This window comes from Sulfitobacter sp. SK011 (assembly GCF_003352065.1).
Lineage (GTDB): Bacteria > Pseudomonadota > Alphaproteobacteria > Rhodobacterales > Rhodobacteraceae > Sulfitobacter.
The window spans coordinates 1,959,242-1,981,519 of record NZ_CP025803.1 but is presented as its reverse complement, the minus strand read 5'-3'; the positions used below and the strand labels follow the sequence as shown (position 1 = coordinate 1,981,519).

General features: G+C 58.2%; 20 protein-coding genes. 9 read left to right on the top strand and 11 right to left on the bottom strand.

The annotated features are described in order from the left end of the window. Nucleotides 1-7 precede the first annotated feature (7 nt). Nucleotides 8-211, top strand: coding sequence for a DUF2892 domain-containing protein (locus C1J02_RS09750; protein ID WP_114878403.1), 204 nt, complete (start codon nt 8-10; stop codon nt 209-211). 16 nt (nt 212-227) lie between these two features. On the opposite strand, the gene uvrA is transcribed toward C1J02_RS09750, so the two are convergent. The 9 genes from uvrA to C1J02_RS09705 form a co-directional block, all read right to left on the bottom strand. Beyond that, nucleotides 228-3,113 carry an excinuclease ABC subunit UvrA gene (uvrA, locus tag C1J02_RS09745; protein WP_114878402.1) on the bottom strand — a complete coding sequence of 962 codons (2,886 nt, stop codon included), beginning with the start codon at nt 3,111-3,113 and terminating at the stop codon, nt 228-230. Between the two features lie 82 nt (nt 3,114-3,195). Further along, nucleotides 3,196-4,353 (bottom strand): MFS transporter, encoded by a 1,158-nt coding sequence (locus tag C1J02_RS09740; protein WP_114878401.1) that lies wholly within the window; start codon nt 4,351-4,353, stop codon nt 3,196-3,198. 11 nt (nt 4,354-4,364) lie between these two features. After that, nucleotides 4,365-4,928, bottom strand: coding sequence for a methyltransferase domain-containing protein (locus C1J02_RS09735; RefSeq protein WP_114878400.1), 564 nt, complete (start codon nt 4,926-4,928; stop codon nt 4,365-4,367). 72 nt (nt 4,929-5,000) lie between these two features. Next, nucleotides 5,001-5,801, bottom strand: a complete 801-nt coding sequence (locus tag C1J02_RS09730) for a methyltransferase domain-containing protein (protein WP_114878399.1) — start codon at nt 5,799-5,801, stop codon at nt 5,001-5,003. Between the two features lie 64 nt (nt 5,802-5,865). Then, entirely contained in the window at nt 5,866-7,260 is a 1,395-nt protein-coding gene (lpdA, locus tag C1J02_RS09725; protein ID WP_114878398.1) for a dihydrolipoyl dehydrogenase, read from the bottom strand. Between the two features lie 88 nt (nt 7,261-7,348). Continuing rightward, nucleotides 7,349-7,936: a DUF924 family protein gene (locus C1J02_RS09720; protein ID WP_114878397.1), complete on the bottom strand. Its 588-nt coding sequence runs from the start codon at nt 7,934-7,936 to the stop codon at nt 7,349-7,351. Between the two features lie 102 nt (nt 7,937-8,038). After that, nucleotides 8,039-9,301 carry an MFS transporter gene (locus C1J02_RS09715; RefSeq protein WP_114878396.1) on the bottom strand — a complete coding sequence of 421 codons (1,263 nt, stop codon included), beginning with the start codon at nt 9,299-9,301 and terminating at the stop codon, nt 8,039-8,041. A 99-nt stretch (nt 9,302-9,400) separates the two neighbouring features. Beyond that, nucleotides 9,401-10,453, bottom strand: a complete 1,053-nt coding sequence (queA, locus tag C1J02_RS09710; RefSeq protein ID WP_114878395.1) for a tRNA preQ1(34) S-adenosylmethionine ribosyltransferase-isomerase QueA — start codon at nt 10,451-10,453, stop codon at nt 9,401-9,403. 9 nt (nt 10,454-10,462) lie between these two features. Further along, nucleotides 10,463-13,831, bottom strand: coding sequence for an AsmA-like C-terminal region-containing protein (locus tag C1J02_RS09705; RefSeq protein WP_114880492.1), 3,369 nt, complete (start codon nt 13,829-13,831; stop codon nt 10,463-10,465). 101 nt (nt 13,832-13,932) lie between these two features. Here C1J02_RS09705 and C1J02_RS09700 point away from each other — a divergent pair, with 101 nt between their 5' ends. The 4 genes from C1J02_RS09700 to C1J02_RS09685 all read left to right on the top strand — a co-directional run bounded on the left by C1J02_RS09700 (nt 13,933) and on the right by C1J02_RS09685 (nt 17,215). Next, nucleotides 13,933-14,394, top strand: coding sequence for a peroxiredoxin (locus C1J02_RS09700; RefSeq protein WP_114878394.1), 462 nt, complete (start codon nt 13,933-13,935; stop codon nt 14,392-14,394). After that, nucleotides 14,391-15,200, top strand: a complete 810-nt coding sequence (locus C1J02_RS09695; RefSeq protein ID WP_114878393.1) for a ferritin-like domain-containing protein — start codon at nt 14,391-14,393, stop codon at nt 15,198-15,200. Before C1J02_RS09700 ends, C1J02_RS09695 begins: the two co-directional genes overlap by 4 nt. 187 nt (nt 15,201-15,387) lie before the next feature. Beyond that, the gene (locus C1J02_RS09690; RefSeq protein WP_114878392.1) at nt 15,388-16,716 is read left to right on the top strand and encodes a M23 family metallopeptidase; all 1,329 of its coding nucleotides are present in this window, start codon (nt 15,388-15,390) and stop codon (nt 16,714-16,716) included. Beyond that, nucleotides 16,706-17,215, top strand: coding sequence for a polymer-forming cytoskeletal protein (locus tag C1J02_RS09685; RefSeq protein ID WP_114878391.1), 510 nt, complete (start codon nt 16,706-16,708; stop codon nt 17,213-17,215). Before C1J02_RS09690 ends, C1J02_RS09685 begins: the two co-directional genes overlap by 11 nt. 182 nt (nt 17,216-17,397) lie before the next feature. Here C1J02_RS09685 and C1J02_RS09680 read toward each other — a convergent pair whose 3' ends face one another. Together C1J02_RS09680 and C1J02_RS09675 are read right to left on the bottom strand one after the other, a co-directional pair. Next, entirely contained in the window at nt 17,398-17,952 is a 555-nt protein-coding gene (locus C1J02_RS09680) for a peptidylprolyl isomerase (protein WP_114878390.1), read from the bottom strand. Next, a complete protein-coding gene (locus C1J02_RS09675) occupies nt 17,945-18,451 on the bottom strand; it encodes a peptidylprolyl isomerase (protein ID WP_114878389.1) in 507 nt (168 codons plus the stop codon). The genes C1J02_RS09680 and C1J02_RS09675 overlap by 8 nt, the downstream gene beginning before the upstream one ends. A 129-nt stretch (nt 18,452-18,580) precedes the next feature. On the opposite strand from C1J02_RS09675, the gene pgk reads away from it, so the two are divergent. The 4 genes from pgk to C1J02_RS09655 all read left to right on the top strand — a co-directional run bounded on the left by pgk (nt 18,581) and on the right by C1J02_RS09655 (nt 22,031). Then, nucleotides 18,581-19,774 (top strand): phosphoglycerate kinase, encoded by a 1,194-nt coding sequence (pgk, locus tag C1J02_RS09670; RefSeq protein WP_114878388.1) that lies wholly within the window; start codon nt 18,581-18,583, stop codon nt 19,772-19,774. Between the two features lie 142 nt (nt 19,775-19,916). Continuing rightward, nucleotides 19,917-20,705 (top strand): SDR family oxidoreductase, encoded by a 789-nt coding sequence (locus C1J02_RS09665; RefSeq protein WP_114878387.1) that lies wholly within the window; start codon nt 19,917-19,919, stop codon nt 20,703-20,705. A gap of 88 nt (nt 20,706-20,793) precedes the next feature. Then, nucleotides 20,794-21,093: a septum formation initiator family protein gene (locus tag C1J02_RS09660; protein ID WP_114878386.1), complete on the top strand. Its 300-nt coding sequence runs from the start codon at nt 20,794-20,796 to the stop codon at nt 21,091-21,093. A 224-nt stretch (nt 21,094-21,317) separates the two neighbouring features. Then, nucleotides 21,318-22,031, top strand: a complete 714-nt coding sequence (locus tag C1J02_RS09655; protein WP_114880491.1) for a DUF5765 domain-containing protein — start codon at nt 21,318-21,320, stop codon at nt 22,029-22,031. Nucleotides 22,032-22,278 lie beyond the last annotated feature (247 nt).

The following is a 22,278-nucleotide window of genomic DNA, read 5'->3' as shown; positions in this document are numbered from 1 at the left end:
TGGTGACATGTTTTCAAAAAATGTAGGGGTTTTCGACAAGACCGTGCGGGTCCTCGTCGGGATCGCCTTGTTGGTCGCGTTCTTTATGATGCCCGACGCCCCTTATCGCTGGCTGCTTCTGATCGGGATCGTCCCATTGGCCACCGGTGTTTTGGGGACGTGTCCCTTGTACAGCTTGCTGGGCATGAACACCTGCGGCACGAAACGTTGAAAAGGCCGGCGGCGGACTATTCCGCCGCCACTTTCGTCCGTTTTTCCAGCATGGGTTTGAGGTATTTGCCAGTGTAGCTTTCCGCGACCTCGGCCACCTCTTCGGGGGTTCCTGTGGCCACGATGAGGCCACCACCATCGCCGCCCTCCGGGCCAATATCGATGATATGGTCGGCTGTTTTGATCACATCCAGGTTGTGTTCAATGACGATCACCGAATTGCCCTGATCCACCAGTTCATGCAGCACTTCCAGCAGCTTTCGCACATCTTCAAAATGCAGACCCGTCGTCGGTTCATCCAGAATATAGAGGGTGCGACCGGTGGACCGCTTGCTCAGCTCTTTGCTCAGCTTCACGCGCTGCGCCTCCCCGCCCGAAAGCGTGGTCGCCTGTTGACCGACCTTGATATAGCCAAGGCCAACCCGCATCAGTGCATCCATCTTTTCGCGGATTGACGGAACCGCCTGAAAGAAGGTTTGCGCATCTTCAACAGTCATGTTCAGCACGTCTGCGATGCTTTTGCCCTTGAATTTGATCTCAAGCGTTTCGCGGTTATAACGCGCGCCCTTGCAGGTTTCACATTCCACATAAACGTCCGGCAAGAAATGCATTTCGATCTTGATCACGCCGTCGCCCTGACAGGCCTCGCACCGCCCGCCCTTGACGTTGAAACTGAACCGTCCCGGCTTGTAGCCGCGCGCCTTGGCCTCGGGCAGTCCAGCAAACCAGTCGCGGATCGGCGTAAAGGCACCGGTGTAGGTCGCTGGATTTGAGCGCGGTGTGCGGCCAATGGGGCGTTGGTCGATGTCGATGACCTTGTCGAGGTGTTCAAGGCCTTTGATGGTCTCACAAGGGGCTGGCGTCTGACGCGCGCCATTGAGGTTCATCGACGCGGTTTTGAACAGCGTTTCAATGGTCAGGGTGGATTTGCCGCCGCCTGAAACGCCCGTGACACAGACAAACTTGGCCAGCGGGAAATCCGCCGTGACGTTTTGCAGGTTGTTGCCGGTGGCTTTGACCACCTGCAGTTTCTTCTTGTTCCCCTTGCGCCGCGCTGCGGGCACGGGAATTTCGCGCACGCCGGTCAGATATTGTCCGGTGATCGAATTGGGGTCGTTCGCCACATGATCAGGGGTGCCGTGGCTGACCACACGGCCACCATGCACACCCGCACCGGGGCCGATATCGAACACATAGTCCGCCTCGCGAATGGCTTCTTCGTCATGTTCCACCACGATCACCGTGTTGCCCTGATCGCGCAGGTTCTTGAGGGTCAGCAACAGCCGGTCATTGTCGCGCTGGTGCAGCCCGATGGACGGTTCATCAAGCACATAAAGAACACCGGTAAGACCAGAGCCGATCTGGCTGGCCAGACGGATGCGCTGGCTCTCGCCGCCACTTAACGTGCCACTTGAACGGGCCAGCGTAAGGTATTCCAACCCAACGTTATTCAGGAAACCGAGACGCTCGCGGATTTCCTTCAGAATCGCCTTGGCAATCTCGTTTTTCTGGACCGTCAGATGTTCCGGTACGGTCTGGCACCACTCAAATGCCTCGCGGATCGACATCTGAACCACCTGCCCCGCATGGAGCAGTTTTTCCGGCCCACCATCAGCAGGCCCAATCTTGACCGCCAAAGCTTCAGCACGCAGGCGGTAGCCGTTGCAGGTGCCGCAGGAGCGGTTGTTCTGATAACGCTCAAATTCTTCGCGTATCCAATTGCTGTCGGTCTCGCGGTACCGGCGTTCCATGTTGGGGATCACGCCTTCGAACACGCGCGTCACTTCGTAAACACGCCCGCCTTCGTCATAGCGAAACTTGATCTCTTCCTTACCGGATCCATAAAGGAAAACCTGCTGTACGTTTTCCGGCAGGTCCTTCCACTTGGCGGATTGCTTGAAACCATAGTGTTTTGCAATCGCTTCGATGGTCTGCAGAAAATAGGGCGACTTGCCCTTGCGCCAGGGTGCCAGTGCGCCGTCATAGATTTTCAAGTTCTGATCCGGCACCACCAGGCGTTCGTCAAAGAACAGTTCGACCCCCAAACCGTCGCATTCTGGACAGGCCCCAAACGGCGCATTGAACGAAAACAGGCGCGGTTCGATTTCCGGGATGGTAAAACCGCTGACCGGGCAGGCAAACTTTTCGGAAAAGGTATAGCGGTCCGGGTCGCCTTCGGACGGGGCCGTTTCCAGAATTGCGATTCCGTCGGCAAGGTCAAGCGCGGTGCGCAAGCTGTCCGCAAGACGCGTTTCCAGCCCTTCGCGCACCACAATCCGGTCGACCACCACATCAATGTCATGGCGAAACTTCTTGTCGAGTGTTGGCGGCTCGTCCAGTTCATAGAACTCACCGTTCACCTTGACCCGTTGAAAGCCGGTCTTGCGCAACTCCATGAATTCCTTGCGGTATTCACCTTTTCGGTCACGTACGATGGGGGCCAGCAAATAGGCGCGTGTGCCCTCCTCCATCTGCATGATGCGGTCCACCATGTCCTGAACCTGCTGGGCTTCGATGGGTTTGCCGGTGGCCGGGCTATAGGGCGTGCCGACACGGGCGAACAGCAAACGCATGTAGTCGTAGATTTCCGTCACCGTCCCGACTGTGGACCGTGGATTTTTTGACGTGGTTTTCTGTTCGATGGAAATGGCCGGGCTGAGGCCGCTGATGTGATCCACATCGGGTTTTTGCATCATATCAAGGAACTGACGCGCATACGCGGAAAGCGATTCGACATAGCGCCGCTGCCCTTCGGCATAGATCGTGTCAAAGGCCAGCGACGATTTTCCAGACCCGGAAAGACCCGTGATAACAACCAGTTGGTCGCGGGGGATATCCACATCTATGTTCTTGAGATTGTGTTCGCGCGCGCCGCGCACTTCGATATTTTTCAGCTCAGCCATCACATGCCCCCGTTAACGATCTGTACATAGGTGGTGTGGCGGGATTCTCCAATCAAAAAATGAGAACGAAAGTGGAACGAACTCACTTCTTGCGCAGAACACCCAAGGATAGATGGATCGCCAGACCACCAACAAAGGCCATGCCCGCCAGCAATGGCAGCGCGGCATAGCCCATGCCAGCCAAGGCGGCGGCCATAATCGGTGTGCCGATGGTATTGCCGATGTTGCCCATCTGGGCCATCGCACCATTGGCCTGTGCCTGGGTTGCGGGTGTTTCATTCAGGTATGGCACCGCGGCAAAGCTGGCCCCCTGGATCAATCCCATCGCCCCGGCCAACGCGAGACAGGCCAAAGGTGCACCGGGGCTAAGCCACAGCCAGACCATGCAAAGCGCCGACAGGGCAAACCCCACTTCGACAACACGCACCGGCGAGATGACCCGCAAAAGCGCCACGCCAAAGGTCATGGAGACCGCAATGCTGGTCAGCGGCATCGCCCCCATGATCAGGGTGCGCACCTCTGCGTCCAGATAGGGGGGCAAGACGGTCAGGATCGACACGAAACTGAAGGTATAAAACAACCATCCCGCCGCTGCCGCAGGAATGCGGGGGGACCGGTAAATGGTGACATGGTCGCGCAGGGTCTGGACCAGCGAGAATGGCGGCTGTGTCCCCTCGTCCGGCAGGGCGCGAAGGCGTGCAGAAAGATACAGCGCAAACCCCGCCATATAGACCCCATGTGCCGCAAAAAGCGCAGGCAGGCCCAGTGACAGCGCCAAGGGACGTCCAAGCCACGCCAATACGGCAAAGGCCACGCCAAAGAAGGTGCCCCAGAGCGTCAGGGTCAGTCCCCGGTCCTTGGGCGCGCTGAGTTGGGCGATGAGGGTCGGTGCGGCAACCACGATGGCAAGGTGCGATGCGCCCTCAATGATCCTGCTGAGCAACATCCAGGGCAGCGGTGGCAGGAACGCCTGCACCATTGAAACGGCTGCCCCGGCCCACAACGCCGCCAGCAAGGCGCGTCGATAACGGATGCGCGCGACGACCAATCCGGCGACAACGCCGAACAGGATGCCGACAAAACCAACCAGCGACACGATGAAGCCAATGGCAGCGCCCGCGCCGGGATAGGCGTCGGGCAGCATGTCAAAGATCACGCTGACCTTGCCATATTGTGCAGCCGCACCAAGGCCGGCACCCCAAAGGGCAAAGATCAAGGGAAAGGGGGTTTTATCAGTCACTCAGCTTCGCATTACGTCTTCTGGGCCAAGGCCCAGGAACAGATCGGCATCATCGGATCGTTCTTGATATCATCGGTTTCGGGGTCGTAGACGGGCGGCCATTCTTCTTCCATATTGCGCAGGGCGACATGGCGGTTGCCCCATTGCTCGGAATGGATTGCATCCGCATCAAAGCCGCCCTCGATCAGCAGGTTTTTGAGGCCGCGCGCGGACCAGCGTGAATTGTCCTGCGGGGCGGCGTGGAACGGCACGAAAAACGGCACGGCCACCCAGAAGAACCCGCCCTTGCGCAGCATTTTATGGATGTTACGGGTGGCGGCATAGGGCCGGTCCAGATGTTCCCAGACCTGATTGGCAAGGATCAGATCAAAGCGCCGTTCCTCACCCGTTTCGGCATCTTTGAACGGCCCCTCACAGATGTCATATTTGGGATAGCGAAATTGTTCATAACTCTTGAAGTTGAACATTTCGCCCCATTTGCCAGACACCTCTGCGACCTCAAGCTTTTGTGGTCCAAGCGCCTGGATCATCCGGCGGCTGGCCGGTTGCATGACGACACGGTTGATGCTGACCATTTGGCGTGACTTCCTAAGGGTTTGGTACTGCGCCCAAGTCTGTGCGCAACCAGCGATTGTCGCCTGCGTTTATCAAACCCGATGCGCAATCGCGATGGCAAAAGGGACAAATCCATAAAGCGATCCGTTTTCGATCCGACGGTCATATTCCGCAATCAACGCATCGGCCAGCTCTTGCCCAATCAGGCCCTGTTCCACCATCATCTTGCCGCCCATGCCCACAAAGGTCATGCCGCCCTGCCCTTCGGTGATGATCCGGGTTGCAACCCGAAAGGAAGCGAGGTCGAGGCCGCTTTGCGCGATCAGATCACGCAGCTTTCCAACCAGGAACTTGTCGGTCACGAAGTGTTCCGCGAAATACTGCGCGCAGGCCCCTAATGGGTCCGCAAAGGCGTTGCCAATGCTGGCCTTGGCAAAATCGGCGTCACAGACGACCAGCGCCCCGCCCGGTTTCAGGACACGCGCCGCCTCGGTCAGCAAGACCGATGGATCAGGCACATGCGACAACACCGTGTGCATCACAACATTTTCAACGCTGGCGTCCGCGTGCGGCAATCTCCCCCCGTCGCTGACTTCAAAGTGCAGGTTTTCGGGATTGTCTTTGTGGGCCTTGGCATAGGCGATCAGGCCCGGTGACATGTCACTGGCAACAACTTTGCCGTTGTGCGCATGGGCGGCCAGTTTGCGGGCGATTGCCCCGCTGCCCGCGCCGATTTCGATGTGCAGGCCACCATCAGGATAGGTCAGTTCAGCCAGATAGCTGTCGACGATTTCCTGCATCTTGGGTTCAGCCGCACGGGTCTCAAGCGCATCACCTACGGTTTTGATGAATTCAGCGCCGCGCGCGTCGACGTTTTGAAACGGATCAGACATGGCTTTCTCCTGCCGCAAGTGAAGGTGCGGCTCAGGTCAAGTTACCCAGCCGAACGCCAGACACCTACATGTGGATGACACGCCCATAGGCATCCAACACCGCCTCGTGCATCATCTCGCTCAGCGTTGGGTGCGGGAAGACCGTGTTCATCAGGTCTTCTTCGGTGGTTTCCAACTGTCGGCCCACCACATAGCCCTGAATCAGTTCGGTCACTTCGGCCCCAACCATATGCGCGCCCAAAAGCTCTCCGGTTTTGGCGTCAAAGACGGTTTTGATCATGCCGCCCTCTTCGCCCAGAGCAATCGCCTTGCCGTTGCCGATAAAGGGGAAGCGGCCGACTTTGATTTCATATCCCAGTTCCTTGGCCTTCGCCTCGGAATATCCAACGCTTGCGACCTGCGGATGGCAATAGGTGCAGCCCGCGATGCTTTCGGGTTTGACAGGATGCGGATGTTTGCCCGCCATCAATTCTGCGACCATGACGCCCTCGTGGGACGCCTTGTGCGCCAACCATGGTGCACCTGCGATGTCGCCAATGGCATAAAGCCCGTCCACACCCGTACGACAATATTCATCTGTCACAACATGGGTCCGGTCAACTTTCACGCCCAGTTCTTCAAGACCCAGTCCCTCGACGTTGCCGACGATGCCGACGGCGGAAATCACGGTGTCAAACTCTTGCTTTTCGACCTTGCCGCCCACTTCGATATGCGCGGTAACCTTGTCCTTGGCACGGTCAAGCTGCTTGACCATCGCCTTTTGCATGATCTTCATGCCCTGCTTTTCAAAAGCTTTCTTGGCAAAGGCTGAAATCTCGGCGTCTTCGACCGGCAACACGCGATCCATAACTTCGACCACGGTCGTTTCGGCCCCCAGCGTGTTGTAGAAACTGGCAAATTCAATGCCGATGGCACCGGATCCGATGACCAGCAGCTTTTTCGGCATGTGGGGTGGCTGCAGGGCGTGCTTGTAGGTCCAGACGCGTTCCCCGTCGGCCTCAAGCCCAGGCAGTTCGCGCGCACGTGCGCCGGTGGCCAGAACGATGTTTTTGGCGATCAACTCCTCATCACCTTTGTCGGTTTTGACGCTGACCTTGCCCTTGCCGGTCAGTTTCGCCGCCCCCATGACAACGGTGATCTTGTTCTTTTTCATCAGATGGCCAATGCCACCGGACAATTGCCCCGCCACCTTGCGCGAGCGTTTCACCACGGCATCGAGATCATAGCTGATGCCTTCGGCTTTGAGGCCAAATTCCTTGGCGCGGTGCATCAGGTGAAATACTTCGGACGAACGCAGCAGCGCTTTGGTCGGGATGCAGCCCCAGTTCAGACAGATACCGCCGAGATGCTCGCGTTCGACAATTGCGACACTCATGCCCAATTGTGCCCCACGGATCGCTGCAACATAGCCGCCCGGCCCTGCCCCAATCACAATAAGATCAAAGGATTTCGCAGCCATATCAGGGACCTCGCAGAGAAGAATTGCAAATATAGTTTACCGTTAAACTATATTTGCAAGGGCTACAACCGCGAGAATGGCGCGAATTCTACGCTGCCTGAACGCCTTCCTGCAACGCGCGCACTGTCATGCCGTAACCACCCTGGGCCACATAATCGCGTTCAACGGCTGTCCCCGGCCGTTCAAGCGCATCGTTGCGATACGGAAAGCGTCCAAATTTGCGGATCACTTCGCGGTGCGCGCGGGCGTGCAGTAGATTGGCTTCGCGGGTGACCGGCATGCGTTCGCACATCAGGCGCACGCAGCGGTCCTGATCGCACAGATTTTCGGAATGCATCAGCGGCATGTAAAAGAACTGACGCGCCGGTTCGTCAATGCGCATGTCCCAGCCTTTGTCGATGGCCGATTTTGCGGCGGCCAATGCAATCTTGTCGCTGGCAAATGCCTTGCCAGTGCCGCGGAACATATTGCGTGGAAACTGATCAGTGAGGATGATATAGGCCAAGGCACCGGATGGATATGTCAGCCAGAGCGAAAACTGGCCTTCGCAGGCTGCATTCCAGGTGTCCTCAAACTTATTGCGAATATCAGTATCAAGGGTATCGCTGGCATCATACCACCCTTTTTGGCCTATTTCATCTAACCAGAACTCTAATACCTTTTCAGGGCCTACCATTGGGTGCACTCCTTTGTCGTGCGGTTTCCAAGTTATTAAAGATTAAGAGCTACTTAACCTGTCTGCCTACTCACATTTTGCAACAGGTTCGACACAGTTGCACTAATGTCCCGCATCGTCGGCATCCTGGCTGGCGTCTATTGCGTATTCCTGTGCATATTCAACTGCTACCGGCGTGGCCGAAGCATAGATCGGCACATAATTGCCAGTCTCGTCCACGGGCTTGGCCGCGCGCTGTGTCGCGCGGTAGGCGGCATAGCCCGCCAGCACAAAAAACAAGATGGCTGTGAACAGGTAAAAGCCACCCGGTCCCAAGGCTGTTCCCATCAGCCAACCGGTGATGATTGGCCCAAGAATGGCCCCTAAGCCATTGATAAATACCATACCTCCGGAGGCGGCGGCCATGTCTTCATGTTCCAGAAAATCATTGGTGTGGGCAATCAGCAATGAATAGAGCGGGTTTGACATCCCCCCCACCACAAAGGCAGAAACCAGCAGGATCGGGAACAGATGGCCAAGCACCATACCCAGCACAGACCCGCCCCCGCCAACCAGTGAAACGATCACAATCAGCGTGCGGCGGTCCATCCGGTCAGACACCCAGCCGATCGGATATTGCAAGATCACGGCCCCGACAAAAAACATCGCAACAAACATCGAAATCTGCGCCACGCTGAGCCCGGCTTCGGCCCCGTAAACCGCTGCCATCCCGAATTGCGCGGAAAACACTCCCCCCAAAAGGAACATGCCAACACAACCCAAGGGGGAAAAATTCAACAATTCCCGAAGGCTCATCGGTTTGGTGGTGTCAAAGGCAGGTGTCGGGCTGATCGACAGCAAAATCGGCGTCACCGCGATGCTGACCAGCACCGATGGAATGACAAAAAGGACAAACCCGGACGGGTCCGCGGTCAGCAACAGCGCCTGTGCAAGCACAATGCCCAGCGTCTGCACGATCATGTAAAGCGACAAGGCCTGACCCCGGTTTTCATTGGTTGCCGCGTTGTTGAGCCAGCTTTCCGCTGTCACATACACGGCAGAAAAACAGAACCCGATCAGCACGCGTCCCAGGGACCAGATGATGATGTTGGGAAAGGTAGGATAGAGGATCATCACCGCTGAAATGAGCGATGCGAGTGCTGCAAAGACGCGCACGTGGCCAACCCGCCGGATCATGCCGGGTGCCATGCGTGATCCACCCAGAAAGCCCACGAAATAGCACGACATCACGATCGACATCTCGAAAGTCGAGAACCCTTCAATGCCGCCCCGGATACCGAGCAAGGTGCCCTGCATCCCGTTCCCGATCATCAGCAATCCCATGCCAAGCAAGAGCGCCCACGCGCTGGCCAAAACCTGAATCATCTGCCCGAATCCTTTGTCACTTTTGACCCCTCCCTGAACCTATTGAAGGCCCAAGTCATCCCTTAGAACGACATGCGCGCCTTTAATTGCGGCGCGGCCTCAGGGGGCGGGAAAAAGCAGCGATGCGTCGCCATAGGAAAAAAACCGATATTGTTCTGCAATCGCATGGGCATAGATGTTTTTGACGGTTTGCGTGCCCATCAGCGCGGACACCAGCATCATCAATGTGGATTTGGGCAGATGAAAATTGGTCATCAAACCATCCGCGACCTGAAATTTGAAACCCGGTGTGATGAAGATGTCCGTGTCGCCCTCCCAGGCGGCGATCTGGCCTGTGCGGGCAGCGGTTTCAATCAAGCGCAATGCAGTTGTCCCCACTGGGATCACGCGCCCGCCTGCCGCTTTGGTGGCCGCAATGTCAGCCGCCGCAGCGGCGCTGACCTGACCCCATTCGCTGTGCATTTTGTGCTGGCTGATGTCGTCGACCTTGACGGGCAGGAATGTCCCGGCCCCCACATGCAGCGTGACATGGGTGACTCTAACGCCCTTCGCCGCAAGGGCGGCAAGCAGGCCGGTGTCAAAATGCAGCGACGCCGTCGGGGCGGCGACGGCCCCCGCACGGCGGGCAAAGACGGTCTGATAATCGGTCAGGTCCCGGGCATCGGCAGGCCGCTTGGCGGCGATGTAGGGCGGCAGCGGCATGGCCCCTGCGGCATTGAGGGCAACATCAAAGGCATCACCTGTGCAATTGAACCGCAGATGGCCCTGCCCGTCTGCAACACCGTCCAGTGTCGCAGACAGATCGGCGCTGAACACCACGGTTTCCCCGATCTTGAGCTTGCGCAGCGGTTTGATCAGCGCGGCCCATGTGCCATCTGCGCGCGGCTCCAGCAAAGTCACCTCGATCCTGGCCTGCACACGTCCTTGGGTGCTGTCGCGGACCCGCTGGCCCGTCAGGCGCGCGGGGATCACCTTGGTGTCGTTGAGCACCAGCAAATCCCCGGCCCGCAACCAGGTGGTAAGGTCGGTCACATGGCCATCATGCAGATCATCACCCTGCGCCACCAGCATGCGCGCCGAGGAACGCGGCACAGCGGGGCGGGTGGCGATCAAGGTTTCGGGCAGGTCAAAATCAAAGTCAGACAGTTTCATGGCCGCGCCCTACCGATCCTCGCCGCGCAGGACAACTGGTTTATCGCGTTCGGGTGGCGGTGCGGGCAAGGTTGATCCGGTGACGCCGTCAACGGCGGGCAATTCGGGTGCCGGGGCACGAAAGATTTCCCGAAGACCGCCGGGCGTCAGGGCCGACAGCGGATTGACCGAGACATTTGGCGCTTTGGCCGGACCTTTGAGGGTATAGTTGAACCCGATCAACCCCTCGCCCTTGCGGGTGAAAATCGACCCGATCCCATTGAGCAGATAGACAGGCGTGATCACGCCCTGCATGTTCACCTGCCCGCTGTCCAAAACATAGATGCCGTCCATCGACAGCCCCATGGATGCGCCCACGGCGCTGGCCTTGGTCAGGGTCAGCCGGTTCGGGGTCAGCCTGAAATCCGCTTCAACATCATCAAAATAGATACCGTCGCCATTCAGTTCATTGATCAGGCCCACGACGGAAACGGCATTGAGCAAGGCGGCGATGCCCGGTGCGTCCTTAATGCGCACATCACCAATCGTCAGCCGCCCGTCAAAGGCACCGCCCGATCCGACCGGCAACAACGACAGCGTCAATTGACCGCCAACGACCTGTTTGAGCAAGCCCGCCGCGCGCAGCACACCGCCTGCATCGGCAGAGATCAGCCGCACAGCACTGCGCCCTTGTTGCGGGCTCACGCGCCCCTCAACAGGTGATCCACCATTCAGTTGCGCCTGAAACGCCCCGTCCAGACCGCGCGCTGTGTCAAAGCGCCCGTTCAGGCCGGTCAGCGCGATGGTGTCGGTAATCTGCAACCGGTCCAGAATGACAATCATTGGCGGACCGGGTGGCGCATTCGCGTTTGGTTTGCCAAATTCAGCGCGGCGCAGATCAAGGATGCCACCGCGCAACACCACCTGAACCGGGTTGCCCTTGCCCTGCCCGATCAGGTCGACCGGGATATCGAGCCATCCACCAAGGCGCAGACGGTCAAAGCGCACCCGTTCCAAGGAGCCGCCTTCCGCAAGACGCACCGAGCCTTTGGCGCTTAGCCCGGCCCCTTCGATTTGCAGCACATCGACCTGTGGTGTCGTCCCCAATTGTCCCGAGACCTGCAAATTTCCGGATGCTGAGCGTGGTTTGACCCATGACAATTGCGGCACCGAAAGCGAGATCCCGCGCAGGTCCGACCCAAGAGCAAATTTTGGCGGCGTGTCCCGCTGAAAATCAAGGGCGATCCGGGCGCTGCCTTCGCCGGAAAACATGCCCGACGGCAAGGTGATGCCAAACGCATCAAGTGTGGTCTGGGTCAGGCTCACATCACCGCGCAAGGCGCTCTTGCTGGCCCCCGCACCGATCGGCTGCGTCCATGTGCCGTCAAAGGGCACCCCGTCAATGCGCCCTTTGCCAGAGATGACCAGCCCATCATTGTCGACCGATACCTTAAGCCGTGCGGCCCGCAACGCGCGCCCTTTGACCAATGTGTCAGTGCGCAGCGACACCAGATCACCGGTCGCATGAAATTTGACATCTCTGGGGTCGCCGCCTTTCCTCAGCGGCACCGCCAAAGTCCCTTCGAGGACCGCCTGTGCATCGGCCAGATCGACAGGCAGCTTGACCTTGTCCATAACCTTCATCGGTTCTTGGTTCAGCAAAGACAGCGCGGCGGTGAGCGTTGAGCGTGTCAAAAGCCGGATAACGGACGGCGGCCCATCCTTAACCCGTACATCAGGCATGATAAACGACGATCCGCTCAAGGTAACGGCACCCCCTTGGGGGGCGATGACCTGACCATCATCCACGGTCACCACAAGACGGTTATCGTTCAGGCTCATGTGGCCGCGCCCTTTGGTAACGGGCGGCATGGTGCGCATGAAACGCACCGTGGCATCGTGATAATCAAATGCGAGATAGGTTTGCGGCGGCGCATCGGGACTGCGGCGCAAGGCCAGATCAATATTGCTCAGCACCCCGGATTGCAGGTTTTCAACCAGCCAGGTGCGGGTCTTGGGCTTGAGCCGCTCTGGCCATAGTTCCAACAGCCGCTCAGGTCGCACCCCGTCCATGCGCCCATCCAATGACAGCCGCCAGCCGTTGGGATCGGCCTGCAACCCGCCATCAACAAGCAGTGTCTGTCCCTGATCGGAGATTTGCAACCGACCCAGTTGGACGCGAAACGGTTTCAGCTTCATTTGGAAATCAATGTCTGCCTCGGCGAGGCTCACAGGTTCAGGATAAAGGTTCAGCGGATTTGCCGTCAGGTCTGTCAGGGTGAATTGCCCGACCAGATCGGTCAGCTGTCCGCCCGCCCCCACACCCCCCAAGGCGGCGGTTCCGCTGGCCTGCCCGCTGACCCATTGGCTGCGCACGGACAGGGAGTCGAACCGCAACAATTGTTCTGCCGGATCATAGCTGAAGTAACTGCGCGCACCCTCAAAGGGGATCGGTTTGGTCTGCTCGTTCGGCTGCACTACCCCGGCCCCGATCTGCAAGGTGGCGTTGATCGGCGCAAAGCGACCGTTTTCGTCCAGACCACTGCGCACGGAGCCCGAAATTGGCGCGCGCAGCACGTCGAGCCATGCGAATGCGGGGCCCTGGGCGGCAATATCCGGGGCTGCAATGCCATCAAAACTGACCCCGAATTCGGCTGCCGTATCACCAATATCGCTGGTGTAATTGGCCGCCAGCGTGGCCACGCCCGCCCCGCCACTCAGCACAGCCAGATCCGCAGCCAAGGTCAACGCCTTGCCTTTGCGGGTCGCGACGATCCGCCCGCCATCCAATGTCCAGACCCGACCGGACCGGACGTCTTCATAGCGCAGCGTCAGGGCGCGCAGTTCAATGTTGACCAGCGCGCTCAACGCAGGCGTATCCAACACCTGATCCATCTGCCCGATCAGCTGTGGCAGTGTTGCGGCTTCGCGCCGGGGGGCCGATGGTGCGGTGCCCGCGATCAGGGAAACGCGCCCGTTCTCGCCCCGCCTGAGTGCGGCATAGACCCCGGACAGCGATACATCACGCGGCTGCACGACACCGCGCATCAGGGCGCGCATGGAAAATGATGCTTTGAGTTCGTTAAAGCCGATGATCTGCGTGCCTGTGGGTGTGTCCACGGAAACATCTCGAAGCAGCGCACGGGGCCGCCACCCTTCATCCATGACAAAGACCATTTCGCCAAATGTCACGCGGGCTTGCGGCATCTCTTGTGCGATCCGCGCCTCAATACGCGATTGCACCCATTGTGGCGCGGTGATGGGGCGTTCTTTCACGTAGATGAGCGCGCTCGCTGCGGCGATCACCACAAGCATCGTCATCGCCAGTGACCAGACCCCGGCGAGGCGCAATCGACGGCGGCGCGGCTTTGGTGTGGGTGGGGCGACGCTTTTGGTCATTGATGTCCATGTCATGGGAATTCAGGGGGGCTTGGCCGTTGCCAATTTCGCCCTAGTATGACAGCCCTTACCTGCCCTTCCAAGTGAATAGAAAGTGAGCCATGCCAGAGATTTCGCAGCCCGCCCCGGATTTCACCCTGCCCGCCACCGGTGGCGGCGACATTACGCTGAGCGCCCTCAAGGGCAAGGCCGTGGTTCTGTTCTTTTATCCACGCGATGACACGCCCGGATGCACCAAGGAAGCTATCGGATTTTCGGCAGATCTGGCAGCGTTTGAGGCCGCAGGTGCCCGGGTTTTCGGCATTTCGCGCGACACCATGGCCAAGCATGACAAGTTCACCGCCAAACATGATCTGACGGTGCCGCTCTTGTCAGACGAGAACGGCAGCGTGACAGAAAGCTATGGCGTCTGGGTCGAGAAAAATATGTACGGCAAGAAATCCATGGGCATTGAGCGGGCGACGTATTTGATTGCCGCGGATGGCACCATCGCGCGCATCTGGCGCAAGGTCAAAGTGCCTGGTCATGTTGATGAGGTTCTCGAAGCGGTGCGCGCTTTGTGAAACCGCTGGCAGAGATGGCCGAAGCCGTTTTGCGCTGTGGCGATGGCCGCGCAAAGACCAAAATGTCACGCAGCTTTGCCGCCCAGTGGCAAGCCGCGCGTGCGGCGGGTGAAACGCCCGACGTGGGCCGCGCCTCCCCCCCGATGCAGCCCGCAAGGCCCGAGCGCCCCGAATTGTTACGCCCCCGCGACGTGCCCCACCGCAAGCCCGGCACGCCCGAGGGTCGGATCGCACTGTTGCACGCTGTGGCCCATATTGAATTGAACGCGGTCGATCTGCATTGGGACATCATCGCGCGGTTTTGCGATGTGAAACTGCCGATGGGGTTCTATGATGATTGGGTCAAAGCGGCAGATGAGGAATCCAAACATTTTAATCTGATGTGTGATTGCCTTGAATCGGCAGGCAGCTTTTATGGTGCATTGCCGGCCCATGCCGGCATGTGGCGCGCCGCAGAAGACACCGCGGAAGATCTGATGGGACGCCTTGCCGTGGTGCCGATGGTGCTTGAGGCGCGAGGGCTCGACGTGACCCCGGGCATGATCAGAATCTTCCAGCAGGCCAAAGACAAAGGGGCCGTCGCCGCGCTTGAGACGATCTATGCCGAGGAAGTTGCCCATGTTGCTTACGGCAGCAAATGGTTTCATTTTTTATGCGGGCGGTTTGACGAAGACCCCAAAGAGCGGTTTCACGCGCTGGTCCGGCAATATTTTCACGGCGCTCTCAAGCCACCGTTTAACGAAGAAAAGCGCGCCGAGGCGGGTATCCCACCTGACTTTTACTGGCCCCTGACGGAACAAGGATGAAGCTGATCCGGCAAGTCGTTGGTATAGGCGGATTTTTGCCCATTTCTACCATTCCGGTGGTTTGACGCCAAGCCGTTGGTCATCAGGGTTGCCCGATTGGCACCCACTGGCTAATGACGTATGAAAGCGAGCGCACCAAAGGGGGATTTGGTGGGCCTTTTCGGGACGAAAAAAGAGGACATCACACGTGCGCACACGGATCGCTATCAAAATCCATTCCATACTGGAACGACACTTTCCCGAACGCCGGGTGTTCCTGAAATCTGACAATGATACGCGCTTTATCCGTTTACACCCCAGCACCCAGCTGATTGCATTTGCGGGCTCCGCCTTGCTGGTGGCATGGGCGATTGTGGCGACGGCCATCATTTTGATGGACAGCATCGGTTCCGGCAATTTCCGCGAGCAGGCCAAACGGGATCAGCGCACCTATCAGGCCCGCCTGAATGACCTGTCTGCTCAGCGCGACACCCGCGCCGACGAAGCACTTGCCGCGCAAAACAGGTTCAATGCCGCCCTGAAACAGATTTCTGTGATGCAGTCGGAGTTGTTGGAATCAGAGACCCACCGCCGCGAACTGGAAACCGGTATTGACGTGATCCAGTCGACGTTGCGCGACACGATGAAAGACCGTGAAATCGCGCGCACGCAGCTTGCTGAATTGCAAGGCGACCTCGAAGAAGGCGGCACAGGGGTCATTCAAACCGCCGCCAGCAACGCCCCGATTGATTTTCTGGCTGAGGCATTGGCCCGCACGGCAAAAGAACGTGATCAGGTGATTGTCGATGCGCAGGACGCATTGCTTTACGCCGATGAAATGACCCAAGAGATTGCGCTGATGCGCGACCAGAACGACGCGATCTTTCGCCAGTTGGAAGAAGCGATGACCGTTTCGGTTGCCCCGCTTGATAAAATGTTCCGCAATGCAGGCATGCCCACCGAGAGCATTCTGGCCACTGTGAAACGCGGCTATTCCGGTCAGGGTGGCCCGATGACGCCGCTGTCGTTTACCACGCGCGGCGAAGAGCCTACCCCTGATACATTGCGTGCCAACCGGTTGCTGGATCAGATGGACCGTCTGAACCTTTACCGCATCGCCGCTGAAAAAGCGCCCTTTGCAAAACCCGTGAAAAACGGGTTTCGCTTTACCAGCCAGTTCGGGTTTCGCCGCGATCCCAAAACCGGTGGTCGGCGCATGCACTCAGGCGTTGATTTCGCGGCCAGCGCCGGCACCCCGCTTTATGCCACGGCGGACGGCGTTGTCACCCACGCAGGATGGCAATCGGGTTATGGACGACTGGTCAAAATCAAACACGACTTTGGCATTGAGACAAGATACGCTCATCAATCGCGTATTCGCGTAAAAGTAGGCCAAAGGGTCTCGCGCGGACAGCATATTGGTGATATGGGAGCGTCTGGACGGGTCACCGGTGTCCACCTCCACTATGAAGTCCGTGTAGGTGGCAAAGCTGTTAACCCCATGATCTATATCAAGGCTGCAAACGATGTTTTCTAAAAGCAAAATCAACGATCCCGCCCCTCAAAAGGACGGCGATGCGCACAAACCAACGACCTCGAATGTATCGGCATCTGGTGCCCCTTCGGCACCCAAGCCCAATGAATTCAAGGCCAGCGCGCCCAAAGCGAAACCGCCAGCCTCTGTGCTTTCAGCGGATTTGCACGTCACGGGCAATATGAAAACCACCGGCGACATTCAGGTCGAAGGCACGGTTGAAGGTGACATTCGCGCACATCTGCTGACCATTGGTGAAACCGCCACCATCAAGGGCGAAGTGATTGCCGATGACGTTGTGATCAATGGCCGCATTGTCGGACGTGTGCGTGGCCTCAAGGTCCGCCTGACGTCGACTGCACGGGTTGAAGGCGACATCATTCACAAGACCATCGCCATCGAATCGGGTGCGCATTTTGAAGGTTCGGTTCAGCGTCAGGACGATCCGCTGAACCCCGGTGCCAAAGGTGCACCAGCGCAAAAGTCGAACCCCGCCTCTTAACGGCTAGGACGGCAACCAACGACTTAAGGCATCGCAGCACGCTGCGGTGCCCTTTTTTATGCCTGATGCAAATCCCTAGCCCGACCTGACCACAGCGGCACCGCCGCGTCGGCCCCCGCGCATGCAAAAAGGCGGCCCGTGCTGGACCGCCTTTTGTTTTTTTAACGTTGTGGCCGCTGCCCTCAGTCGATCACAGTGACTTTCTGCATCACGTCAGGATCGCCAACCACAGTGCCGTTACCGCCGGTGCCGCGTTTGATCGCATCAACGATATCCTGTCCGTCCGTCACCCGGCCCACCACCGTGTACTCGCCATTCAGGAAATGACCGGCATCAAACATGATGAAGAACTGGCTGTTGGCACTGTCAGGGCTTTGCGACCGCGCCATCCCCACCACGCCCTTGTCAAAAGGAATCTCAGAGAATTCAGCCGGAACATCCGGCATATCCGATCCGCCCATGCCAGCACGCGCCGTGTCGCCATCAGACTTGCCAAACTGCACGTCACCGGTTTGTGCCATAAAGCCATCAATCACGCGGTGAAACACCACACCATCATACGCCCCTGCCGCAGCGAGTTCAGTGATCCGTGCGGTGTGCAGAGGTGCAACATCTTCGAGCAAGTCAATAGTGATGGTGCCGTTGGCCTCACCGGCCACTTCGATCTTGAGGCCAGAGGCCACCGCCGATGTGCCGATGAGTGCCGCAAAAAGGCCGCCGATTACAACGTCACGCATCGGCTGCGACCTTGACGCTGATCATGCGATCAGGTTCGGCCGGAGGCTCGCCCTTGGTGATCGCATCGACTAGGTCCATGCCTGAAATCACCTGACCGTAGACGGTGTATTGTCCGTTCAGGAAATCGTTGTCCTTGAAGTTGATGAAAAACTGGCTGTTGGCGCTGTCAGGATTGGCAGAGCGCGCGGCACCGATAGACCCGCGGGCATGGGGGATCTTGGAAAATTCCGCCGGCACGTTGCCAAGGTCCGACCCACCTGTTCCGGCCATCCGCAGGTTAAAATCGTTTTCCATGTTGCCATGTTCCACATCGCCGGTCTGGGCCATGAAACCATCAATCACACGGTGAAAGGCCACGTTGTCGTATTTGCCTGCGCGGGCAAGTTCTTTCATCCGTTCCACATGTTTTGGGGCCACATCGGGCAGCAGCTGGATTGTGACGGTGCCGCCTTTCAGCTCCATCAGGATGGTGTTTTCGGGGTCTGTAATCTCGGCCATCGGGCGCTCCTTAACTGAAAATCTTGACTGTTACCTAGGGGTGATTTCCACAATTGCCAAGCGGCTCCATTGACCTAAGCCTCCATAACAGCAAAACACAGGCGCAACAGATGGTCAGGGAGACGTGAAATGAGCTGGAAATCGCTGGATGATATGGATGTGGCAGGCAAAAGGGTTCTGGTGCGCGTCGACATTAACGTGCCGGTGGAAAATGGCCATGTCACCGACGCGACCCGGATCGAGCGGATCGTGCCGACGGTTGCGGACATTCTGGCCAAGGGCGGCAAGCCAATGCTGCTGGCGCATTTTGGCAGGCCAAAGGGCAAAGTGACCCCAGAGATGAGCCTTGCACAGATCCTGCCCGCGCTTGAGGCGGCGTTGGGGCGCCAGGTGCAGTTAATCGAGACGCTTGAGGCCGCTGAGGCGCTGAATGCGGATGCCTGGGCGGCAGATGTGCTGCTGCTTGAAAACATCCGGTTCTATCCCGGCGAAGAAGCCAATCACATCAGTTTTGCGCGCCGGTTGGCAGCACTTGGGGACGTCTATTGCAACGATGCCTTTTCCGCCGCACACCGCGCCCATGCGTCAACCGAAGCGCTGGCGCGGCTTTTGCCCGCCTGTGCCGGACGTCTGATGCAGGCAGAGCTCAGCGCGCTTGAAGCGGCCCTTTCGAACCCTGAACGCCCGGTGGGGGCAGTGGTGGGGGGGGCCAAGGTATCGACCAAGATCGAATTGCTTGAGAACCTTGTGAACCGCCTCGACGTGCTGGTGATCGGTGGCGGGATGGCCAATACGTTTTTGGCAGCACTTGGGGCCGGTTTGGGCAAATCACTGCAAGAGCCTGACTATTTCGGCACGGCAAAGGACATCATGGCGCAGGCGGACAAGGCCGGTTGCCGCGTGATCTTGCCCGTGGATGGTTTGGTTGCCACGGAATTTGCGCCGGGGGCCGATCACGTGGTTGTGCCGCTGGGGGCCGATACCGTTCTGGACCCGGATCAGATGGTGCTGGATGCTGGCCCCGCCAGCATCGAGGCCGTGCGTCTGGCGTTTGAGGGCCTCAAGACGCTGATCTGGAACGGGCCTTTGGGTGCCTTTGAAATTGCCCCGTTTGATACGGCGACTGTTGCCGCGGCTCAGGCGGCCGCCGCACAGACCCGCAATGGCACATTGATTTCTGTGGCTGGTGGCGGTGACACTGTTGCCGCTCTTAATCAAGCGGGGGTGGCGGATGATTTCACCTATATCTCCACCGCCGGTGGCGCGTTTCTGGAGTGGATGGAAGGCAAGACCCTGCCCGGTGTTGCAGCCCTTGAGGGGTAAGCGCGGGCGGCACTTGAAGACGCCGCGTGCAGATACCCAGCGGCAAGCTGGCTATCGCCACCCCGGCGACAAACTGGCAGTTTCCCGTCAGACCCGCTAATGATCTGCGCCTGACCTTCACCTGCAACAAGGACATTCACCGATGACGAAATGGACATTGATCACCGGGGCGTCCGAGGGGCTGGGCGTTGAATTTGCCCGGATCGCCGCACGCGAGGGGCGCAACCTGATCCTCACTGCGCGTTCTGAGGACAAATTGGAAGCGCTGGCAACCCAATTGCGTGCAGGCGGCACTGAGGTGGTGGTGATCCCGGCAGACCTGAATGACAGCAGCGAGGTTGCCCGGCTGTGGTCCGAAGCGACGGTTGATCGCGCGATTGACGTCGTTGTGAACAATGCTGGGCTGGGTCGCAATGGGCCATTCGCTGAAGACAGAGATAACGGAGCCGATTGGGCACGCGAGCTTAGCTCAATCGAGGTTAATATGTCCGCCCTGACGCGGCTGATGAAACTGGCCATTGCCCATATGCGAGGGTCCGGCGGTGGGCGGGTTTTGAACGTCGCCTCGACGGCTGCCTTCCTGCCGGGGCCAAACATGGCCGTCTATCACGCGACAAAGGCCTATGTGCTGTCGCTGTCCGAGGCGGTCGCGTTTGAAGTGCGCGGATCGGGTGTGACCGTATCGGCGCTTTGCCCCGGTGCGACGCAGACCAACTTTTTCGACGCCGCAGACATGCACGGTATTCGCTTGCTGAAATTCGCACCACCTGCCGCCGCAGACAAAGTGGCGCAGATCGGTTGGGATGGCATGTTGCGCGGCAAGGCAGTGATTGTGCCCGGACTGATGAACAAGTTCTTTGCATTCTCGCCCCGCATTTCGCCCCGGTTCATGGTGGTGTGGGTTACAAGCATATTTATGTCAAAAAGCTAACCTCATATGAAATAAGGGGATTCACAGGGCGAATCATCTGTGTCATAGTCTGTGGACGTCCAGCAAGAGACGATTTGAGGCAGACCAGATGACCCGCACCCCACGCCCCGCTTTTGGCACGTTGCTGTTTTTTGCAATTGCATTTGCGCTGAGCCTTTATTTCACTTTTGCCGCCGTGCAGGGCAGTTTTGGCTTGTTCCGGCGCGCCGAGATTGTCGCCGAAAGCCATGACCTGCGGGTGCAGCTCGCCTCTGTGCGCGCCGACGTCATGCGCATGGAAAATCTGACCCATCGGTTGTCGGATGACTACCTTGATCTGGACCTGCTGGATGAACGCGTGCGCAAGGTGCTTGGCATGCTGCGCAGCGATGAGATTGTTATTCGGTAAGGTCCGCTAAGCGGACATTGCTGCCGTTCGCTTCTGATCTGTGAATGCCTGCTAAATCGTCTTTCCAGCCATTGGTGCAAAAGCTCGCATGAAATTGGTGGTCTGAACTACTTGACGAACAAGCCAACCTCTGCGGCCTCGCAGTCACAAAGGCTTCCAGATCAGAGACCCTTGCTAATGTGTCCAATCTTGAGGCACGGTTGATCGAACAGGAGGTATTTGCCATGTGTTGGAGCGCAACGGCGTCTGTCGCGATGGTGGCATTGGGCGGCGCTGCAGTCGCGGTCACAGCGATGCGCGGTGAACCGAAAGCGATTTGGATCACTCTGGGCTTTTTCACCGTGATGGAGGGTTTGCAAGCCGTTGGATATGCAGTTGTAGATGAATGCTCGAACCCCGCAAACCAATCGATTACATTGCTGTCCTATCTACACATTGCCTTTCAGCCCTTGTTCATCAACGCTTTTGCAATGGCAATTGCACCATCCCCGGTGCCGAAGTGGCAGGCACGCAGAGTATATGGCCTTGCTGCTCTCGCCACAGGATTCATGCTGCTGAAACTGGTTCCGCTACAGGCACTTGGCAATTGCACGCCCGGGTCGCCACTTTGCGGGCTACAAACTTGCCTGATCTCAGGCGATTGGCACATTGGCTGGATTTTGCCGCTCAACGGTTTCATGGAAGGTTTCAGCTCGACCTTTGGTATCCACATCTGGTTCCCAGCCTATTTTCTTGCTGTTTTTGCCCTGCCTCTTTGGTACGGCGCATGGCGCTTTGCGTTATTTCATTTGTTGATCGGACCATTTCTCGCCTTCGCACTGACGACCAACCCAAATGAACAACCCGCAATATGGTGCCTGTTCTCGATTGGTATCATCTTGGTGTCGCTTAGTTCGTTTATCAGGGTCCGGGTGATGGGCGCGCATCAGCCAGCGTAAAATTAATCAAAAAGCCTGTTTCCATCAAACCTGCCCGAGGACATCATTACTCCTGTGTAAAACAGGCTATCAAGAGCTGGGACTGACGCTCTGCTTTGCTCAGCTAATAGGTCGTAAGGCAGCTTTTCCGCGGTTTCAGGTCACTTGTGCAGCTTGCGGCATCCGGGACTCTGGGCTCAAAGCAGGCCTTCTCTCCACTGCCCCCAAAAGTCAAAAATATCGCAACAGCGATCTGTGTCCACACTTT